General features: G+C 35.8%; 15 protein-coding genes and 1 pseudogene. 6 read left to right on the plus strand and 10 right to left on the minus strand.

Annotated features, from left to right (window positions below; translation table 11 throughout):
- Positions 1 to 57 precede the first annotated feature (57 nt).
- The 3 genes from BA1379B_RS02915 (at position 58) to BA1379B_RS02925 (ending at position 2,044) form a co-directional block, all read left to right on the plus strand.
- Positions 58 to 291, plus strand: a complete 234-nt coding sequence (locus BA1379B_RS02915) for a BolA/IbaG family iron-sulfur metabolism protein (protein WP_035005741.1) — start codon at positions 58 to 60, stop codon at positions 289 to 291.
- 99 nt (positions 292 to 390) lie between these two features.
- Positions 391 to 723 (plus strand): Grx4 family monothiol glutaredoxin, encoded by a 333-nt coding sequence (gene grxD, locus BA1379B_RS02920; RefSeq protein WP_078673774.1) that lies wholly within the window; start codon positions 391 to 393, stop codon positions 721 to 723.
- 67 nt (positions 724 to 790) lie between these two features.
- Positions 791 to 2,044, plus strand: a complete 1,254-nt coding sequence (locus tag BA1379B_RS02925) for a multidrug effflux MFS transporter (RefSeq protein WP_035005738.1) — start codon at positions 791 to 793, stop codon at positions 2,042 to 2,044.
- Positions 2,045 to 2,133: 89 nt separating this feature from the next.
- On the opposite strand, the gene parC is transcribed toward BA1379B_RS02925, so the two are convergent.
- The 7 genes and pseudogenes from parC to aspS form a co-directional block, all read right to left on the minus strand.
- A complete protein-coding gene (gene parC, locus BA1379B_RS02930) occupies positions 2,134 to 4,383 on the minus strand; it encodes a DNA topoisomerase IV subunit A (RefSeq protein WP_035005737.1) in 2,250 nt (749 codons plus the stop codon).
- A 17-nt stretch (positions 4,384 to 4,400) separates the two neighbouring features.
- Positions 4,401 to 4,622: a hypothetical protein gene (locus BA1379B_RS02935; protein ID WP_078673776.1), complete on the minus strand. Its 222-nt coding sequence runs from the start codon at positions 4,620 to 4,622 to the stop codon at positions 4,401 to 4,403.
- 18 nt (positions 4,623 to 4,640) lie between these two features.
- Positions 4,641 to 4,943 carry a hypothetical protein gene (locus tag BA1379B_RS02940; RefSeq protein ID WP_078692364.1) on the minus strand — a complete coding sequence of 101 codons (303 nt, stop codon included), beginning with the start codon at positions 4,941 to 4,943 and terminating at the stop codon, positions 4,641 to 4,643.
- Between the two features lie 161 nt (positions 4,944 to 5,104).
- Positions 5,105 to 6,242: pseudogene (gene trbL, locus BA1379B_RS07020) on the minus strand (P-type conjugative transfer protein TrbL).
- Positions 6,243 to 6,338: 96 nt separating this feature from the next.
- Positions 6,339 to 6,518 (minus strand): hypothetical protein, encoded by a 180-nt coding sequence (locus BA1379B_RS07030; protein WP_235692183.1) that lies wholly within the window; start codon positions 6,516 to 6,518, stop codon positions 6,339 to 6,341.
- A 12-nt stretch (positions 6,519 to 6,530) separates the two neighbouring features.
- The gene (trbK, locus tag BA1379B_RS02950; RefSeq protein ID WP_236829073.1) at positions 6,531 to 6,824 is read right to left on the minus strand and encodes an entry exclusion lipoprotein TrbK; all 294 of its coding nucleotides are present in this window, start codon (positions 6,822 to 6,824) and stop codon (positions 6,531 to 6,533) included.
- Between the two features lie 237 nt (positions 6,825 to 7,061).
- Positions 7,062 to 8,852 (minus strand): aspartate--tRNA ligase, encoded by a 1,791-nt coding sequence (gene aspS / locus BA1379B_RS02955; protein WP_035005731.1) that lies wholly within the window; start codon positions 8,850 to 8,852, stop codon positions 7,062 to 7,064.
- Positions 8,853 to 8,984: 132 nt separating this feature from the next.
- Here aspS and rnd point away from each other — a divergent pair, with 132 nt between their 5' ends.
- Positions 8,985 to 10,139, plus strand: coding sequence for a ribonuclease D (rnd, locus tag BA1379B_RS02960; RefSeq protein ID WP_035006660.1), 1,155 nt, complete (start codon positions 8,985 to 8,987; stop codon positions 10,137 to 10,139).
- A 56-nt stretch (positions 10,140 to 10,195) separates the two neighbouring features.
- Here the strand turns inward: rnd and BA1379B_RS02965 are convergent, their stop codons facing one another.
- Positions 10,196 to 11,710 (minus strand): Ppx/GppA family phosphatase, encoded by a 1,515-nt coding sequence (locus BA1379B_RS02965; RefSeq protein WP_035005729.1) that lies wholly within the window; start codon positions 11,708 to 11,710, stop codon positions 10,196 to 10,198.
- 32 nt (positions 11,711 to 11,742) lie between these two features.
- The gene (locus tag BA1379B_RS02970; RefSeq protein WP_078692365.1) at positions 11,743 to 13,899 is read right to left on the minus strand and encodes an RNA degradosome polyphosphate kinase; all 2,157 of its coding nucleotides are present in this window, start codon (positions 13,897 to 13,899) and stop codon (positions 11,743 to 11,745) included.
- A 340-nt stretch (positions 13,900 to 14,239) separates the two neighbouring features.
- Between BA1379B_RS02970 and BA1379B_RS02975 the strand changes: the two genes are divergently transcribed.
- Together BA1379B_RS02975 and BA1379B_RS02980 are read left to right on the plus strand one after the other, a co-directional pair.
- Positions 14,240 to 14,488, plus strand: a complete 249-nt coding sequence (locus BA1379B_RS02975) for a zinc-finger domain-containing protein (protein WP_035005726.1) — start codon at positions 14,240 to 14,242, stop codon at positions 14,486 to 14,488.
- A 21-nt stretch (positions 14,489 to 14,509) separates the two neighbouring features.
- Positions 14,510 to 15,769 (plus strand): FAD-binding protein, encoded by a 1,260-nt coding sequence (locus BA1379B_RS02980; protein ID WP_078692366.1) that lies wholly within the window; start codon positions 14,510 to 14,512, stop codon positions 15,767 to 15,769.
- Between the two features lie 255 nt (positions 15,770 to 16,024).
- Here BA1379B_RS02980 and dnaE read toward each other — a convergent pair whose 3' ends face one another.
- Complete coding sequence (gene dnaE, locus BA1379B_RS02985; RefSeq protein WP_078692546.1) at positions 16,025 to 19,513, minus strand: DNA polymerase III subunit alpha; 3,489 nt, start codon at positions 19,511 to 19,513, stop codon at positions 16,025 to 16,027.
- Positions 19,514 to 19,679: the final 166 nt, after the last annotated feature.

Genomic DNA, 19,679 nt, shown 5'->3' on the forward strand with positions numbered 1-19,679 from the left:
ACTTCTACTAATTATAGATTAATTCTCATAAAAATAGACAAATCGAGGAGAATGTCCATGGCAATGAGTGCAGATGAAATTGAAGCCCTTATTCGTGAAAGCATTCCTAATGCAAAAATAACAATTCGTGATCTTGCTGGAGATGGCGAACATTACGCAGCTGAAGTTATTTCAGAAAATTTTCGAGGAAAAAGCCGTGTTCAACAGCATAAAATGGTCTATGATGCTCTTAAAGGAAATATGGGAAACGTTCTTCATGCTTTAAGTCTGCAAACAAGTGTTCCTAAATAATCTCAAAATTTTCTCTTGCATTCATTCTGTGAATACGATTAAAAAATGACATGGGTATAAATGTGTGTTTTTCTAAATCCACAATCTTGAGGAATGATAATGACTACTGTTCATAATTTTATTGATAATGAAATTAAAACAAACGAAGTTGTTTTATTCATGAAAGGGACCCCTAGTTCTCCTCAATGTGGATTTTCTGGACAAGTTGTTCAAATTCTTAACTATTTAGGGGTAAATTATAAAGGAGTTAATATTTTAACTTCTAATGAATTACGTCAAGGAATAAAAGATTATTCAAATTGGCCAACAATTCCACAACTCTATATTAAAGGTGAATTTATTGGTGGTTGTGATATTGTCAAAGAAATGTTTCAAAACAATGAGTTACAAGAACTTTTGAAAGAGAGAAGCATAACTTTTACCAAATCGTAAATATCTCTAATTTATTCGGATTCTTTTAAGTATTGTTCAGTCGCAATTTTTTATTTTAAGGATACATATGTCATATTCTGCCGACGAACAAAAGCACATAGATACAATTAAAAAAAAAATTGGATATAAAGAATTCGTTATCCTCATTGCAGCACTTATGGCAATCAACTCGATAGCAATTGATATCATGCTGCCCGCTATGCCTGATATTTTAAACAGCTTGCATGCTACTCATGAAAATGACCAGCATTATATCATTTCTTGTTATCTTATTAGCTATGGTGCTACGCAAATATTTTTTGGCCCAATAAGTGATCGTTATGGACGGCATAAACTCACCCTTATAGGCCTTGCTTGTTACTCATTTGCAGCAATTGGATGTATATTTGTATCCAGTTTTCACATATTACTTATTCTACGTATCTTGCAAGGTGTTGGAGGAGCAGCCATGCGTGTGCTCACAATATCCATTATACGCGACCTCTACGATGGTCGAAAAATGGCAGAAGTCATGTCCATAGTCATGATGATTTTTCTTCTTGCAACAATGATTGGGCCAGCAATAGGGCAAATTATTTTGTTATTTGGACAATGGCAATTAATTTTTATATTCATGGCAATTGTTGGTTTTGGATTGATGATTTGGATTCAAATACGCTTGCCTGAAACCCTTTATACACCACGATCTCTTTCTTTTTCTTCCGTCAAAAATAACTTACGGCTTATCATTACTAACCGCTCAACACTTTGCTATACACTCGCAACTTCTATTATTTTAGGTTGCATTTTTACTGCTATTAATACATCGCAACAAGTTTATGAAGGAATCTATAATTTAGGCATGTGGTTTCCTGCTGCCTTTGCTCTTGGCGCTGCATTTCAAGCTGTATCATCTTTCCTCAATTCTCGTCTCGTTGGGCACTTTGGAATGCGACGGATTTCTCATACAATGCTTCTACTGTTTGCTAGTATTTCATGTATTTGGTTTTTTGGGTCAGTTTTAAAAGACGGCGTTATATCTTTTCCATTCTTTATGATATTATACTGTATGTTAATGTTTACATGTGGTGGTATTATGGCTAATTTTAATACACTTGCCCTTGAACCTCTAGGAAAAATCGCTGGAACTGCGTCTTCTGTATCTGGTTTTCTTCAAACATCCATTGGTACAGGCCTTGGCTTTTTCATAGCACAATGCTTTGATGAAACAACAATTCCTAATTCAGCAGGATTTTTCTTTCTCAGTCTCACAGCTATTCTTCTTGTCTTGTGGGCTGAACATGGGCGTTTTTTTACGCAACATAATTCTGAATCAATCTAGTTAATAAAATAAAGTTTTTTGCTATAATAAAATCTTTAATATTTTTTACGACACTTTTATAAGCAAGCAATCAAACACACTACATCGTACTAACTAAAAAATTTACCTGATTTTGGAAATCCCTTCGGAACTAAACGCCCGGTTCCCGCGCGCGTTCCCATCCACTCAACGAGTTCATTAGCCTGGCGATTAAAACTACGCTCAGCTGTATCTTGCCAACTCAAACCTTCTGATAAAGTAAAAGTTTTGGCATCGACAATACCACCATCTTTATAACGTTGTAAGCGAACACCCTTACCACGACTCATTTCTGGTATTTGTTCAATAGAAAAAATAAGCATTTTTCGATTTTCTCCAACTATTGCAATGTAATCGCCTTCTACTGGAATGCAAAGCTTCAAACTATCAAGAGATTTTACATTCATCACTTGCTTTCCTTTTCGTGTATTAGCAATAATATCAGTTTCAGAAACAATAAAGCCATTGCCATAGGATGAAATTAAAAGTCTTTTGCCCTGCACATTGTGTACAAAAGCTGTGAGAATATCGTGCTCATTATTCATATCTACTAAAATACGAATTGGTTCGCCATGACCTCTTCCTCCAGGCAAAGTATTGGCACTAATAGTAAAAAACTTTCCGCCAGTGCTTATCACTATGATTTTATCTGTAGTGAATGCTGGAAATGCTAGCTTCAAACCATCGCCTTCTTTGAAAGAAAGAGTTTTATAATCGTTCAAATGGCCCTTTAAAGCACGCACCCAACCTTTTTCGGAAATAACAATAGTAACGGGTTCTTTTTCAATCATCGCTTGATGAATATCATTTTCATCATGCCTTGGTGCATCTTCAAATGTTGTACGCCTTTTTCCCAAGAAAGTTTCAGGACCAAAAATTTTACGAACTCTTGTAATCTCCTCAGCAATAACTTTCCATTGCTTGATGTTGGAATTTAATAAATTCTGTAATTTTTCCTTTTCAATCTTAAGAGAATCAAACTCTTTACGAAGTTGAAATTCTTCAAGCTTACGCAAAGAACGCAATCGCATATTTAAAATAGATTCAGCCTGATTCTCGGTTAATTTAAAGCGCAAAATCAATTCTTTTTTCGGTTCATCATGTTCACGAATGATTTGTATCACCTCATTAAGATTCAAATATGCAATAAGATACCCCTGCAGAATCTCTAATCGACAATCAATTTCATTCAGTCGATAATTTGAACGGCGAATAAGCACTTCTTTACGATGTTGAAGCCACTGCTGCAAACTCTCACGTAAAGAAAGGACATTAGGCACTTTTCCTAAAGTTAATACATTAAGATTAAGAGGAAACCTCACTTCAAAATCCGTTAACTTAAAAAGTGACTCCATCAAAAGTTCTGGATCAATTGTGCGATTTTTTGGAACTAGTACAATCCGAATATCTTCTGCTGATTCATCATGAATATCTTCAAGCATCGGTAACCGCCGAGCAAGCAATAACTCTGCTGTTTTTTCAATAAGGCGTGATTTTTGTACTTGATATGGAATTTCTGTAACAACAATCACATAAGAACCTCGATTCCCCTCTTCTTGATGCCAACGTGAACGCAATCGAAATAATCCACGCCCTGTACGATAAGAATCCTCAATACTTTTTTTAGGTTCAACCAAAATACCGCCTGTTGGAAAATCAGGCCCAAGCACAAATTGACTTAAATCTTTATGATCTGCATGGGGATTAGCAATCAAATATAATGCGGCATCACAAAGTTCTGCAACGTTATGTGGCGGAATAGACGTTGCCATACCAACAGCAATACCTGCTGAACCATTAGCTAAAAGATTAGGAAACGCTCCTGGTAAAACGATAGGCTCTTCATCTTCTTCATTATAGGTTAAACGAAAATCAATCGCATTTTCATTAATTCCTTCAAGAAGTAATATTGCCACTTCAGTCATACGTGCTTCTGTATAACGCATGGCTGCAGCATTATCTCCATCAATATTACCAAAATTACCCTGTCCATCAATTAATGGATAGCGAACAGAAAAGCTCTGAGCTAAACGTACCAATGCGTCATAAATAGATGCATCGCCATGAGGATGAAATTTTCCCATTACATCACCTACAATCCGGGCACACTTAGCATAAGCTTGTCCAGGATTAAGTCTGAGTAAGCGCATCGCATGGATAATACGTCGATGAACAGGCTTTAACCCATCACGTACATCAGGCAAAGCACGGTGTGTAATAGTAGAAAGTGCATAAGCCAAATAGCGTTCTTGCAAAGCAGATCGCAATTCTATTGGCTCAATATGCTCCTTATCAAAGGATCGAATCATCTCATCAGACATAATGTAAGGTAGCAATTTTAAAAATAAGGAACAAGTCTTCTATAAAACCGCTCAAATTTGCTATTAGCATAGCGTAACAAATCATCACCAATGAAATTGCGTTCTGTATCAGTAATTAATAATATATCACCACTGCGGCCAATACTGCGTAAATTATTAGAAAAATCCAGTTGCACATTATTCAATGTTTGAAATAATAATGTCTTTTCTATTTCTTTTTTATATCCATCTCTTATCAAAAAAAATTCTTCAAATTATTAGAAATGGTGACCTCCTATCACAACGCCTTTATCTAGCCAGTCTGAACCATATTCTTCATCTGCACTCTTGGTAGAAAAACCCATATCACGAATAAACTGTGCACCACGCCATTTTCTAAGACATAAAAGAGAGTGCGCTGGATACTCAATCATTGCTAACCACTCCCATTTTGTTTGGCCGTCATTAGCTTTTTCTGCTGCTTCTGCTTCAAATATATAAATACAATTTTGAGATAACCCACTTGCTTGCAATTTTTTGCGTTCAGCATCAGTTATATAACTCTTAGGCATTTTTTTCATAAGAAACTCCTTATGTTATATATTCCTAATTTTTAATTTAAAAATGAAATAAGAACAATAGAAAATATATGTACCTTTAATTAAAAATATTTGATGTAAAATTTTGACCATTTTGAATAGTTAAAAATAACCTAGTCAAATAGACCTCACTAATTTTATTTTTAGCTAAATGCTGCAACTTCGTCGTTTATATCAGCTTTGCTCAAGCTATTTTCCCAGAATTGATTTTCTTGGCTCTCTTCTTTGGGCTCCATGCTTTCACGGATAGATTGAGCGATTTTTCCACCTGTCGTCTCTTTAATTCGTTCTTGTAATCCTTTTTTTATTTGTGAGCCAATGCCTTTGGCCAATTCTGAAGTGGTTCCTGTGGCCAATTTAGCGGCTTGAACCACTGTGTCAAAACCTCTAATATTTGAAGAACTATCCATATTGGCATAACCGGCAGCTTGGGCATATAGTGAACTGCTCATGGTGGCCACTTCCTGACCCTTATCACTGTTTTTGCTTTGTTTAAGTACATCACCAATTCTTGGCGTATCATTACTAAAATTCATAGAAGATGCTGCTTTTTGGTATGCGGCTTTAAGAGCAGACACACCACCAGCTACTTCGGAAACAGCTCCTGCTACCGCTTTACCGGTCATCACTGCCCCTGTGGCTGCTGCCGCAGTGGCGCTTATTGCTGTGCCGACACCCACTGTGTTACCAATTGCACCTAAATTGGCACCTGTCATAATTCCAGAAATCATTAGAGGAACCTTATTGACTAAGGATAACAAGATTAAAGAAATAACCAATATAACAGCCAATTCTTGCAAAGATATGCCTTTACTTATTTGTGTATAATAGTGATTAAGAAAAGTCTGGCCAATTGCAATCAATAGTATCATTGACATGAATTGAACAGCAATGCTCAACACTGTTTTGTAGTAGTTGATAGCTATATCAGAAGTCCAACGGCTTCCACCAAAACCGAGAAAAAACACCAGCATATAGTAGAATCCAAGCTGACACCATGACAAGAAGTAGATTGATCGCAACTAATGCTACAATAATCAAAATGCTAGCAGCCAATAAAAAAGCACCCAATGAACTAAATGGACTCATCCACGAAACATTCAATATAGTATTATGAAATATCTGAAATCCTACATCAATAACGCTGGATAGTGTAAAGGCTTTCATATGTAAGTTACTTGCTTGAGCGCCTAGAGTTTGTAATGATTTTATTATAGTGCCTGCAATGTTCATGCCAATAGAGGCATTTGTCAAAAGCCACCAATAAAAACCAATGAACATGGTGAAACGAACAAATTCTGCAAAAAATTCACCAATGTTGGCTTTTCACAAAGCCATCATGCCAAATGTCCAGACCATTGAAATCGTAGTTAATGCCTAAAATAACCGAGATGCTGCCGCTATAACTACTACTTCCCATGTAGAAGCTGCGTTATGAAAACGATTCAATACGTCATCCATTATTCCATTACTGGTAAGCTGTTCCGCCATTGCTGAATCAACAAATATTACTGTTCCAACTGTTATTAAGAGACCTAAAGTAAGTTTATATCTCATACTAATCACTTACTAATCACTTGTTGTTTCATAATCATAGTCTGTTGTTCCAAAATCATAGTCGAGCCAATTTTTTGGAGCACTTGGTACAAACTTCCATTCAGTCCGACGGCGATGTTCATTGAATGCATCACATTCTGCTTTAAAAGCATCTCGATTCCTGTTACTTTGAAGACTATTATATGCTTTTTCAAATGCTTCTGGTGCACAGTTTTCTGCGTTTGGGTATGGCCTTTCTTCTCCGCATCCTGTTAATGCTATTGCTGTTAGTATTGTCATGATTAGAATGAGTAAATTTGATTTCATTTTATTCCCCTCTAAAATCTACGCTTCCTCAATCTTTTGGAAAACTTGGTACAAACTCCTAGGTAGTCTATTGTTTTACTCTAGTATCAGTACGTGCTTTTTCATCCAGTTCAGCTGCCATTTTCACCGTTTGAGCTATTTGTTGAGCAGTTAATAGGGCACGGGTTTGTAAAAGTTGGTTAGATTATAGATATTTTTATCCAAAGTTACATACATAAATAGTGTAATTCAGCTCCCTTACTTATTTTTAACTGTTGGGGTAATTCGAATTCCTAGATCACTTAACTGCACAGCAGACACATCGGATGGAGCACTCATTAAAAGATCAAGCGCTTGCTGATTCATTGGAAATAAAGAAACTTCGCGTAAATTTTTTACACCTTGCAAAAGCATAACGATGCGATCAACACCTGCTGCCATACCGCCATGTGGTGGCGCACCATAATGAAATGCACGATAAAGACCACCAAAGCGCTCTTCTACAACCTCTTGAGAAAGGCCTGCAAGATTAAAAACTTTAAGCATCATTTCCGGTGAATGATTACGAATTCCACCTGATGCAATTTCATAACCATTGCAAACAAGATCATACTGAAAAGCTTTCAAAGAAAGAGGATCTTGAGAATCAAGAGCATTTTTTCCACCTTGAGGCATTGAAAAAGGATTATGCGCAAAATCAAGTTTTTTTTCGTCTTCATTCCATTCAAAAAATGGAAAATCAATAATCCAAGCAAAAGAAAAACATTCTCGATCAATAAGCCCCAATTCCTCTCCTATCCGTGTACGTGCTGCTCCAGAAAAAGATGCAAATTTCTTTGGATCTCCTGCAACAAAAAAACAAGCATCACCACTTTCAAGTCCAAGTTGCACACGAATAGCTTCGGATCTTTGCTCACCAATGTTTTTAGCAATAGGGCCGGCTCCTTCAAAATTTCCATTTTCTTCACGCCAAAAAATGTAACCAAGACCTGGTTGTCCCTCACCCTGAGCCCATGCATTCATGCGGTCACAAAAAGCACGGCTACCTCCATTTTTTGCAGGAATAGCCCAAATACATGCATTCTGATCACTCGCTAAAATCTGAGAGAAAACCTTAAAACCAGAATCCCGGAAATGCTGAGAAACATCTTCCATAATAATTGGATTACGCAAATCAGGTTTATCTGAACCATACTTCTGCATTGCTTCATCATATGAAATACGAGGAAAATTTTGCGTTACAGATTTCCCATCTGCAAATTCCTCAAAAATAGAGCGTATAATTGGCTCCATAGTTACAAGAATATCTTCCTGTTCAACAAAACTCATTTCAATATCTAATTGGTAAAACTCACCTGGTAAACGATCTGCTCGTGGATCTTCATCTCTAAAACATGGAGCTATTTGAAAATAACGATCAAAACCAGACATCATCAACAACTGCTTATATTGTTGAGGTGCCTGAGGTAATGCATAAAATTTTCCCTGATGAATACGGCTTGGAACCAAAAAATCACGTGCTCCTTCTGGAGATGAAGCTGTTAAAATTGGTGTAGTAAATTCTGTAAAAGCACAATCTTGCATATGCCGCCTTATGGAAGCAATAATCTCAGTACGACGCATTATATTTTTGTGCATAGTCTCTCGACGTAAATCAAGAAAACGATACTTTAGTCGAATATCCTCAGGATAATCAGGCTCGCCAAAAACTGGTAAAGGAAGTTCATCAGCTTTTGAAAGAATTTCAACCTCTTTCGCAAAAATTTCAATTTCACCCGTTGGGAGAGCTGCATTAATAACTTCATCAGCACGAGCACGTACTTCTCCATCTACACGAATGACCCATTCAGAACGCACCTTTTCTATAATTGTAAATGCTGGTGAATTAGGATCAACAACAATTTGTGTAATTCCAAAATGATCTCGTAGATCAATAAAAAGAATTCCACCATGATCACGGACACGATGAACCCACCCAGAAAGGCGAACCTGCCTTCCCATATCGCATTTACGAAGAGCAGCGCAATTATGACTGCGGTAACGGTGCATATTTTTTCCTTTGGTTGTAATTTACCTTACATACGTTACAAACGCCTTTTAACAATCATTTGTCAAGGTATGATTAAAAAGACTAAAAAAAATACAATAAAAGACAAATTTAATCTACTTAGCTATAATAAAATAATGGAACTTATTACAAACACTATAGATCTTGAAATTTCTATTGCCGCTTTGCGCAAATCTAATTTTGTAACAGTAGACACTGAATTTATACGTAAAACAACCTTCTGGCCTCAGCTATGCCTGATTCAGGTTGCATCACCAGATATTACAATACTTATTGATCCAATGGCGCAAGATATTAATCTACAACCATTTTTTGATCTAATGATTGATAAAAAAGTTGTTAAAGTTTTTCACGCTGCACGCCAAGATATCGAAATTATTTATCATCTCGGAGGAATTATTCCCTCTCCCCTCTTTGATACGCAAGTAGCAGGATCAATCTGTGGATTTGGTGATTCTATTTCCTATGATCAAATTGTACAACGTTGCACTGGACATCATCTTGATAAATCATCTCGTTTTACAGACTGGAGCTGTCGCCCCCTTTCTGAAAAGCAACTGCTCTACGCAGTTTCTGATGTTACTTATCTAAGAGACGTCTATCTTGCACTAAAAAAACAATTAGAGGAAAAAAAACGTACTCATTGGATGCATGATGAAATGGCACTCCTCTTAACACCGACGACATATGATATACCAGAAAATGAAGCTTGGAAAAAAGTAAAAGGAAGAATCACAAAAAAACGCGAACTTGCCGTATTGCAAAAAATAGCAGCTTGGCGTGAACGTGAAGCACGCCAATATAATGTCCCTCGTCGCCATATAATGAAAGATGAATGTCTTATTGAAATTGCAATCCAACAACCAAAGGATGAAGCTGCTCTATATCGTTTACGTAGCATTAACAAAAGCTGGCATCATTCACCAGCTGTGCATACATTAATCGAAGCCATACACCAAGGCTTAAAAGCTGATCTTGCTACTTTACCTGCCCTTCCCAAGTATAATGCTATTGATGATAAAACAGCTGTTACAATTGATCTTCTTAAAGTACTATTAAAGCTTGTTGCAAACGAAAATAATATTGCACCTCAAATTATTGCAACATCCAGTGATTTAGAAAAAATTTCTAATGGCAATATTATTCATAATATCGCTGCTATGAATGGTTGGCGTTATGAAATTTTTGGTCAAAAAGCGGAACAAATGTTAAAAGGTCAAATAGCATTTTATTATAACAACGGAGAAGTAACGATCAAAAAACTTTAGTTTATAAATATGAAAATATTATAATAAATATTTTGATATTTCACCTTGCAAAGGAATCAAAAAACTTCAAAAACTAAGGGAAATTTAGTTATTTTTGATAATTGCTGTAAGCGTTTATAAGGCCGTTCGCTTATTAAATTTGCATAGCGCGCTGGAATATGTAATACAATATTGTCTAGCTTTTTTTGCCATGATAAATTAGGTAAGATTCCTGCAGTAGAGGCACTAAAAAGATTAGCGATACGCATAATTCCGCCAAGGATTCTTGCTTTTTCAACAATATCGCTAGTTGCTAATTTAAGAATCTCAGGAGCTTCCTTATCAAATGATAAGCCTGTATTACGGAAAAAGACTGCTAATGCAGCATAAATACGTCCCTTATGTGAAATTCCTGGATAAGATCCTAATGCTATCTGGTTAGCTGCTTCATTACCGCGATGATCTGGATGTATACGCCAACCGATATCAGAAAGAAGACAAGCAGCTTTACGATAACGACATTCATTTTCAGTTTCTAAAATTTCAAAAGCTTCAAATGCACCTGTGGTAAAATCAATCAGTTCACTTGCTTGTTTTGGTGAGCGTGCTCTTAAGATAGCCATTTCTAAACATGCTGTAATTAATGGATCAGAAACACGATCTTCTCGTGGTAATTTTGAATAAAGAAAACCTTCGCGAACCCCTGCTCCAGAAAAAACTATTTTTTTTAAATTCATGCATTGAATCAGTTCAATAAGAACAATCGCTCCATACGCTAAAAGCTGACGACGTTTTTTGGGAATAACTGAAATTTCTCTTATTTTTTCAATACCACCATTGATAACAAGAAGCAAAAATTCCTCCATCTCCTGCGCATCAACCTCATAGCCATGCATAACAGGTAATCGATAATTTTTGATGACCATATATAATTTTGCAAGATTACGCCAAGTTCCCCCTACTGCATAAAAGCAACGAGATATATCTTTACGCATAACAATGGAAGATTTACAAAGTTGCTCATGAACAATTTTTTTTGCCAAAATAAAATCATTATTTGACAAATATTGCAGTCGTAAACTACCTAATGGCAACGTTATCCCTTCACATACATTAGAATCATGAATATCAATAAGTTCAAGACTTCCACCGCCAAGATCACCAGACATACCATTTGGCTGATAAAAAGTAGAAATAACTCCGTAAGCTGAATAAATAGCTTCTTCACTTCCCGAAAGAACATGTATTTTATTTTGTAAAATATTTTCAGCGCTTTGAATAAAAGCTAATCCATTTTTTGCCTCTCGTACTGCTGCTGTTGCTAAAGTATAGATTTCATCTGCACCAACCTGTTGACAAACAGCATAAAATCGTTTCAGTGCTCGTAGTGCCATCTCGATTGATTTTTCTTCCAAAACTCCAGTTTTTGCAACACCTTGACCAAGACCACAAAAAACTTTTTCATTAAATAAAACTGCTGGTGAACGTACGAGGCCTTCATAAACAACAAGTCGAACAGAATTTGAACCAATGTCGATAACTGCAACGGGTTTATACCCTTTCAGCCAACCTTGAGTATTTATATATGTCATTGGATATTTCAGTCTTTAAGTGTTTTCATTTGTTACTGAAGCAACTCAATCAAAGGTGAAGTAGAAGTCTGAAAAAAGTTTTCATACTCGAAAAAAAGCACATTGCTCATAAAATACTCCTGTGCATTAAATAGCTTTTCATCTTTTTGCGGCTTTCTACGTCTTGATGTTCCATCGGCCAATATATCAAAGCTTTGTTGGTTATCAATAATATTAGCCAACATAATTTTTGAAAGAACTTGTTGATGAACTATTTTATTTAAAATTGGAACCAATACTTCAACACGATGATCCAGATTACGAGGCATCATATCAGCTGAGCCCAAATAAACAATAGCATTCTTATTTGGCAAATTCTCACCATTACCAAAACAGAAAATGCGACTATGCTCAAGAAATCGTCCTACTATTGATTTCACACGAATATTATCTGAGATCCCTGGAATACCAGGACGTAAACAACATATACCCCGCACAACCAAATCAATCTGTACCCCCATTTGACTAGCATGGTATAAAGCATCAATAATTTCAGGATCAACCAATGAGTTTACCTTCATCCAGATAGCAGCTATCCGCCCTTGTTGTGCATTGGTAATTTCCTTTTTGATATGTTCAAGAATACGGCTACGCAATGTTAATGGTGAAAATGCTATTTTCATTGGTTTATTTGGCTGTGCGTATTCGGTAAGATAATTAAAAAGCAGTCCAACATCATGAGCAATGTCATCATCAGTTGTAAAAAAGGAAAGATCGGTATACATTTTAGCGGTAATTGGATGATAATTCCCAGTTCCAAGGTGAACATAAAAACGACGACAGTTCTCTTCACATCTTATCACTAAAGACATTTTAGCATGTGTTTTTAATTCAACAAAACCAAAAATTACTTGAACTCCTGCACATTCAAGATCACGTGCCCAACGAATATTAGCCTCTTCATCAAAACGGGCTTTTAATTCTACTAATGCTGTCACCGTCTTACCTCGCTCAGCAGCATGAATAAGAGCACTAACAATCGGACTATCATTTGATGTACGATAAAGAGTTTGCTTGATTTCAATTACATTAGGATCAGCGGCAGCTTGACGTAAAAATTGTATAACAACATCAAATGTTTCGTAAGGATGATGAATAACAATATCTCTTTCACGAATAGCTGCAAAACAATCACCACCATGCTCACGAATACACTCTGGAATACGAGGACTATGAGAAATAAATTTTAAATCATCGCGCGGAATAGAAGCAATTTCTGAAATCATATTTAGTGCTAACAAACCATTGATAACACTCACACAATTACTAGGTACTCTAAGTGCATCCGTTATGAATTGGCGTAAATTTTCAGGCATTTTCATATTAAATTCAATTCGAATAACTTCTCCACGACGACGTTTTTTTAACGCAGTTTCAAAAAAATGAACAAGATCTTCTGCTTCTTCTTCTACTTCAATATCGCTATCGCGGATAATTCTAAATGTTCCAGCCCCATTGTTATCATAACCAGGGAATAAACGATCAATAAAAAGACAGACAAGATCTTCCAATAAAATAAAACGAAAATTATTTTCCTCTTGAGGAAGAAGAATAAAACGCTTCAAAGTATTAGGAACAGGTAAAAACACCATTATAGAATGCTGATCAACGCGCCGTAATAATTGGAACGCAAGAGAAAAACCTAAATTAGGAATAAAAGGAAAAGAATGTATAGAATCAATAAGAGAAGGTGCTAAAACAGGAAAAACTTCCTTTAAAAAATACCTTTCAACCCACAATTTTTCAACTTTGGAAAGCTTGTCAGAACAGACAATTTCAATATTATTTTGTTTTAGCTCATAACGTAAGGTACGTAATTCTTGTTGCTGATTAGCTTGCAAATATGCAATCTCAGTTAATACAAAATCCAGCTGTTCCTGCGGTGTAAGTCCGTCTGCACTACATTCTGTAATCCCAGAACGAATTTGAGCAGCAAGGCCAGCAACACGAACCATGAAGAACTCATCAAGATTAGTTGCTGAAATTGAAAGAAACTGTACCCGTTCCAATAAAGGATTCTTAGAATTTGCAGCTTCCATTAAAACACGATTATTAAATTGTAACCATGAAAACTCACGATTAACAAATCGCGCTGGATTATCCATCGTTATATCCCGCATAGTAATTTGATCTGTCAGCGTTTGTTTCATATATTCAGTTAAAATTCTTTATATTTTATAGAAACCTTTACAAAATAAAAATCGCGCTCTTATGAAGATAAGATCCTAATTTTATCTATTTTTTATCAAATTTTGTAAACTGCAAAAATTTCAAAAGTCCTGACTCAATCATAATATTCAATCATAATATAATGACTAACTCTCTCCATATTAACTATATGAATATTTTAAAAACAATTGAATCTACCCTCATTTATAAGTTATCTGAAAAAGCATCTTGCATTATAGTATATCGTATTACAAATTAATAATTAAAACACATGATTTAAATCATACCTTATTAAGATAATTTATCTGGAGTTTACGCATTATGGCTGATTATAATATTCCGTATTTTCAAAATGATAATGGATACAAAACAATCGAAATTGGTGTAAAAGAATTTATGTGTATAGGGGCTACGCAACCATTCGATCATCCCCATATTTTTCTTGAAATGGGAGCAGCTGATGAAAAAATTTGCCCCTATTGTTCAACACTTTATCGCTATAATCATACACTACCACATAATCAGACAAATCCTACAGGATGTACGTATCATCTCAAAGATTCTTTATAAAAGATTCTCTTTTTCTTTGATATGAAACAGCTAAAAGATCAATCTCTAATTATCATTGGAGCAGGCATTGCGGGATTAAGCTCTGCTTTAGCACTTGCTCATAAAGGAATTGCAAGTACTATTATTGAGAAGCGGAAGCAGCTTGATAGTATTGGTTCTGGTATTCAACTTACTCCAAATGCAACACGCATTCTTGACCGTTGGGGAATGCTTAATACACTTATTAAATTAGGTATTAAACCGCGTTTTCTTGAATTAAAAGATGGTATATCTTTGAAAACGCATTTACATGCAGACCTTATTAACTTATCTGAAAAGCGCTGGAAATCTCCTTATATTACAATTCATCGAGCTGATTTACAGAACGTTTTATATAATGCTGTTATTAAGAACCCTCTTATTAAATACAAAATGGGAGAAAGCATCATATCATCTACCCAATCTACAGGGGATAATATTAAAATAAAAACAATCACAATAGAAGAAAAAACTGGAATACAACGATATCAATTTTATTCAACACCACTTCTCATTGGATGTGATGGTGTTTGGTCAACATTGCGACAGTTTTCCCCCTTTCATGAAAAAGCTAGTTTCACTAACTTCATCGCATGGCGAGCAACAAAATCATTTGAGAGTCTTTCTCCAAAATTTTGTTCTTTATTACAAAATATAAAAACAATTACTGCTTGGATGGGACCTAAAAATCACCTTGTTGCCTATCCTATTGAGTCAATAAAAACATTCAATTTCGTAGCCATCACTCATGGAGAAAATCCAGGAAAAAGATGGAAGCAAACAGGAAATAAAGAGAAACTCAAATCTCTTTTTAATGATTGGAATCCAAAAATTCTGCAAATTTTTAATCACATTGATGAGTGGAGCTATTGGCCATTATTTCAAATGAATCATAATCGTTTTTTAGGTTTACAACAGCAAGTCTTTGTAGGTGATTGTGCGCATGCATTTTTACCCTTCGCAGCACAAGGTGCTGCTATGGCAATAGAGGATGCCGCCACATTAGCAGAAGTACTCTCTCTGGATAATCTCTCACTCGCTGAAGCCACTGCACTTTATGAAAAAATACGCAAACCACGTATTACTGCTGTAAAAAAACGTGGAGATTTTAATAGATTTGTCTATCATGTAACTGGGCCGATAGCAATTGCACGTAATTTCTTTATGAAAATTCATACACCAGAAAATATTATGTCTCGCCTTGATTGGCTATACTCTTATGACGCCATGGACTTGACAAAAAATAATATTAAAAAGCATTGAGTAGAAAATTTATAAAAATTATAGTCTCATTGCCTTAAACAACCAAAATTACAATTCTATTTTCATTGTAAATATAAAAAAATTTTAAACGTTAATAATACAATTTGTAAAGCAAATAAAGCGTTTATTTTGCAAATGTCAATTTGCTAATACTAATTTACTTTAATCTTTCAAGCTGACTTAAAATATAATTTTCATAACACTAAAGAAATATAATACTACTTGCTTAAAAAAATAATCTTTATCCTATAAACTTTAGCTTAACTCGACATCAACTACACCAGAAAGAACTTTTATAGCATTGACTACATGGGCATTCACTTTATACCTTTCTGGAAGAGCTATCTCAACTTCTCGAAGTCCGTCCTCTTGAATTAGTACAAGTGCTACCTCTCCTTTGCCTTCAGAATTCAAATTCTGCTCAATTTGTGGTAGCATATCTATTGTTTTTAGGAAAATGCGCATCATTTTATGACATTGCAGTGCTTGTTCTTCTAAGGACTGAATTGTTTCAATACGCAAACTAATTCCTTCAGAGCGATCCTCCGCAACAACTGTAATGATAAAAGATTTTCCAGGCTCCAGCATATCTCCGTATACAGAAAGTCCTTCAGAAAATATAACTGCTTCATATTGCCCACTCGTATCAGAAAACTGAATCACTCCCATTTTCTTACCAGATTTTGTTTTACGAATTTGTTTTGCTACAACAGTTCCAGCAAGCCGGGCAGCAGTAGCTCCCCCTTTAACTGAAGCAGCAAAATTGTTCCAAGTCTGAACACGTTTTTTAATAAGAACATCTTGATACTCACTCAAAGGATGAGCAGAAAAATAAAAACCTATTACCTGAAATTCATAATGAAGTTTCTCAGCAACAGACCAAGGAGATGCTTGAGATAAAATCAAAGGCTCTTTTAACCCACCTACCATCTCAAATATATCAACTTGCCCACTAGAATTATTATCAAGAATACGAAGAGCACGTGCGTTAAGAGTTACCAGGCTTGCTAGTAGAACTTCACGAGCAACATTAAAACAATCAAAGGCGCCAGCGTAAATCAAACTCTCCATAGCGCGCTTATTCACAATACGAGGATCAATACGTTCACAAAAATCTTCTAAATCCCTAAAAGGCTTGTCTCCACGACAAGCCACGATATGATCAACGACCATATCTCCCACCCCTTTAACAGCAGAAAGGGAATAATAAATACAATTCTCACCAACTTCAAAAATGCGGCGTGATGTTTGCACACAGGGCGCAATAACCTCAATTCCTAATCTTAATGCCTCACGTCGAAAATCATTGAGCTTATCTGTATTTGTCATATCATATGTCATAGATGCAGCCAAAAACTCTACAGGATGGTGTGCTTTCATATAAGCTGTATGATAAGAAACAATCGCATAAGCGGTAGCATGCGACTTATTAAAACCGTAATCCGCAAATTTTGCTAAAAGATCAAAGATTACATTAGCCTGCTCCTTATCAAGGCCACCATCAACGGCCCCACTTACAAAGCGTGCACGTTGTTCTTGCATTTCTTTATGAATTTTTTTACCCATAGCTCTACGCAATAAATCTGCTTCTCCGAGTGAGTAGCCAGCAAGCTCCTGAGCAATCTGCATCACTTGTTCTTGATAAACAATAACACCTTGCGTTTCTTTAACTAAATGGTCTATTTTAGGATGAATAGAGGTAATTTCTTCTTCTTTATGTTTGCGTATATTATATGTCGAAATATTCTCCATCGGACCAGGACGATAAAGCGCTACAAGAGCAATAATATCTTCAATACAATCTGGCCTCATACCAATAAGTGCTTTACGCATACCAGCACTTTCAACTTGAAACACGCCAACTGTTTCACCACGTGACATCATAGCATAAGTTGCTTCATCATTAAGGGGAATATGCGATAAATCTACCTTCGTGCCTTTTCGTGCGACAAAATCAACAGCCATCTTTAAAACAGTAAGCGTTTTTAAACCTAAAAAATCAAATTTTACCAATCCAGATTGTTCAACATATTTCATATTAAATTGAGTTACAGGCATATCAGAGCGTGGATCACGATACATCGGTACAAGCTCTGATAATGGACGATCACCAATAACAATCCCTGCAGCATGAGTAGAGGCATGACGATAGAGTCCTTCTAGCTGAAGTGCTATATCTAACATACGCCCAATAACAGGGTCCTTTTTCTTTTCTTCTTCAAATTTTGGTTCATCTATAATAGCTTGTGCTAACTCAATATTACTACCAGGAGTAGCAGGAACTAATTTTGTCAGATAGTCTACCAGACGATAAGGTACCTCTAAAACACGACCAACATCACGCAATACTGCACGTGCTTGCAATTTACCGAATGTAATAATCTGAGCGACTTGATCGCAGCCATATTTTTGCTGAACATAACGAATAACCTCTTCGCGTCGTTCTTGACAAAAATCGATATCAAAATCTGGCATAGAAACACGATCTGGATTAAGAAAACGTTCAAATAAAAGAGAAAAACGTAAAGGATCAACATCAGTGATCGTTAGTGCATAGGCAACAAGGGACCCAGCACCAGAACCACGCCCTGGACCGACAGGAATATCATGAGCTTTTGCCCATTTGATAAAATCCGAAACAATGAGAAAATAACCAGAGAATTGCATCCGCGTAATAACTGAAATTTCATAATTAAGCCGCTGCTCATAATCTGCAATTGTATAGCCTTCTGCTAAACCAATTGTCTCAAGACGCATTTTTAAACCGGCTTTGGCTTGATCTAATAATTCCTTAGCTTCTGCTTCTAAAACAGAGGATGTATCTGTAGATCGCTCTATAAAACCAGGCAAAATCGGTTTTCTAATTGGTGCATAAGCATGACAGCGTAAAGCAATTTCAACACTATTTTCCAAAGCCTCCGGAAGATCAGAAAACAGTGAAACCATTTCATCTTGTGACTTTAAATAATGATCTGATGTCACACGTTTACGATTTGGATTAGAAACAACTTGCCCTTCCGCAACAGCCATGAGCGCATCATGAGCAGCATATCCTTCTTTATTGAGAAAAAATGCCTCATTAGTAGCAACAAGAGGAATCTCATAGGTGTAAGCTAGTTCAATAAGCGCTTCTTCCACTTTCCGATCATAAGAACCATGCCGTTGTAATTCAACATAAAGACGATCACCAAAAATTTTCTTCAAATAAGTTAAACGCTCAATAGCTCGTTCTTTTTTATCTTCAGTTAAAGCCGAATTAATAGGCCCTCCTGGTCCACCAGTTAAAGCAATAATTCCTTCATGGTGTCTTAAGAGAAAATCAGCTTTAATATGCGGAAGATCCGTATCATTCTTATCAAGATATGCACGACTAACAAGCCGAACCAAATGCGAATAACCTGTTTCACTCGCAGCAAATAATACAATGGAAGAATAATCAGAAGAATGATGCAATTTAGTTAAAGGTGAATTACAATTTTCATCACCAAAATCAATAGCAAGCTGACAACCAATAATAGGTTGAATACCATCAGAAAAACAGTATTGTGAAAACTCTAAAGCACCAAATAAATTATTTGTATCCGTAATAGCTATGGCAGGCATACGATCAGAAATGGCGTGCTGAATGATTTGTTTGACTTTTAAAGCACCTTCAAGAAGTGAATAAGCTGAGTGTACCCTCAAGTGAATAAAGCGAGGGAGAGAGTTTTTATTATCGGATGTTTTTCTTTTTTTTCCTGACACTTGCACTATTTCCCATTAAAATAGATACCAAATTGCAATTTTTATTTTTGTAAACGATCTTTGACTTACACCAAAGCCACAATCCTAGCACTCTAGAATATCCAAAAGACATACTAATTTCATTGATATCGATAAATGACCATCAAACAAATAGCTATAGCCACAA

Source organism: Bartonella sp. A1379B (assembly GCF_002022485.1).
Classification (GTDB): Bacteria; Pseudomonadota; Alphaproteobacteria; order Rhizobiales; family Rhizobiaceae; genus Bartonella; species Bartonella rochalimae.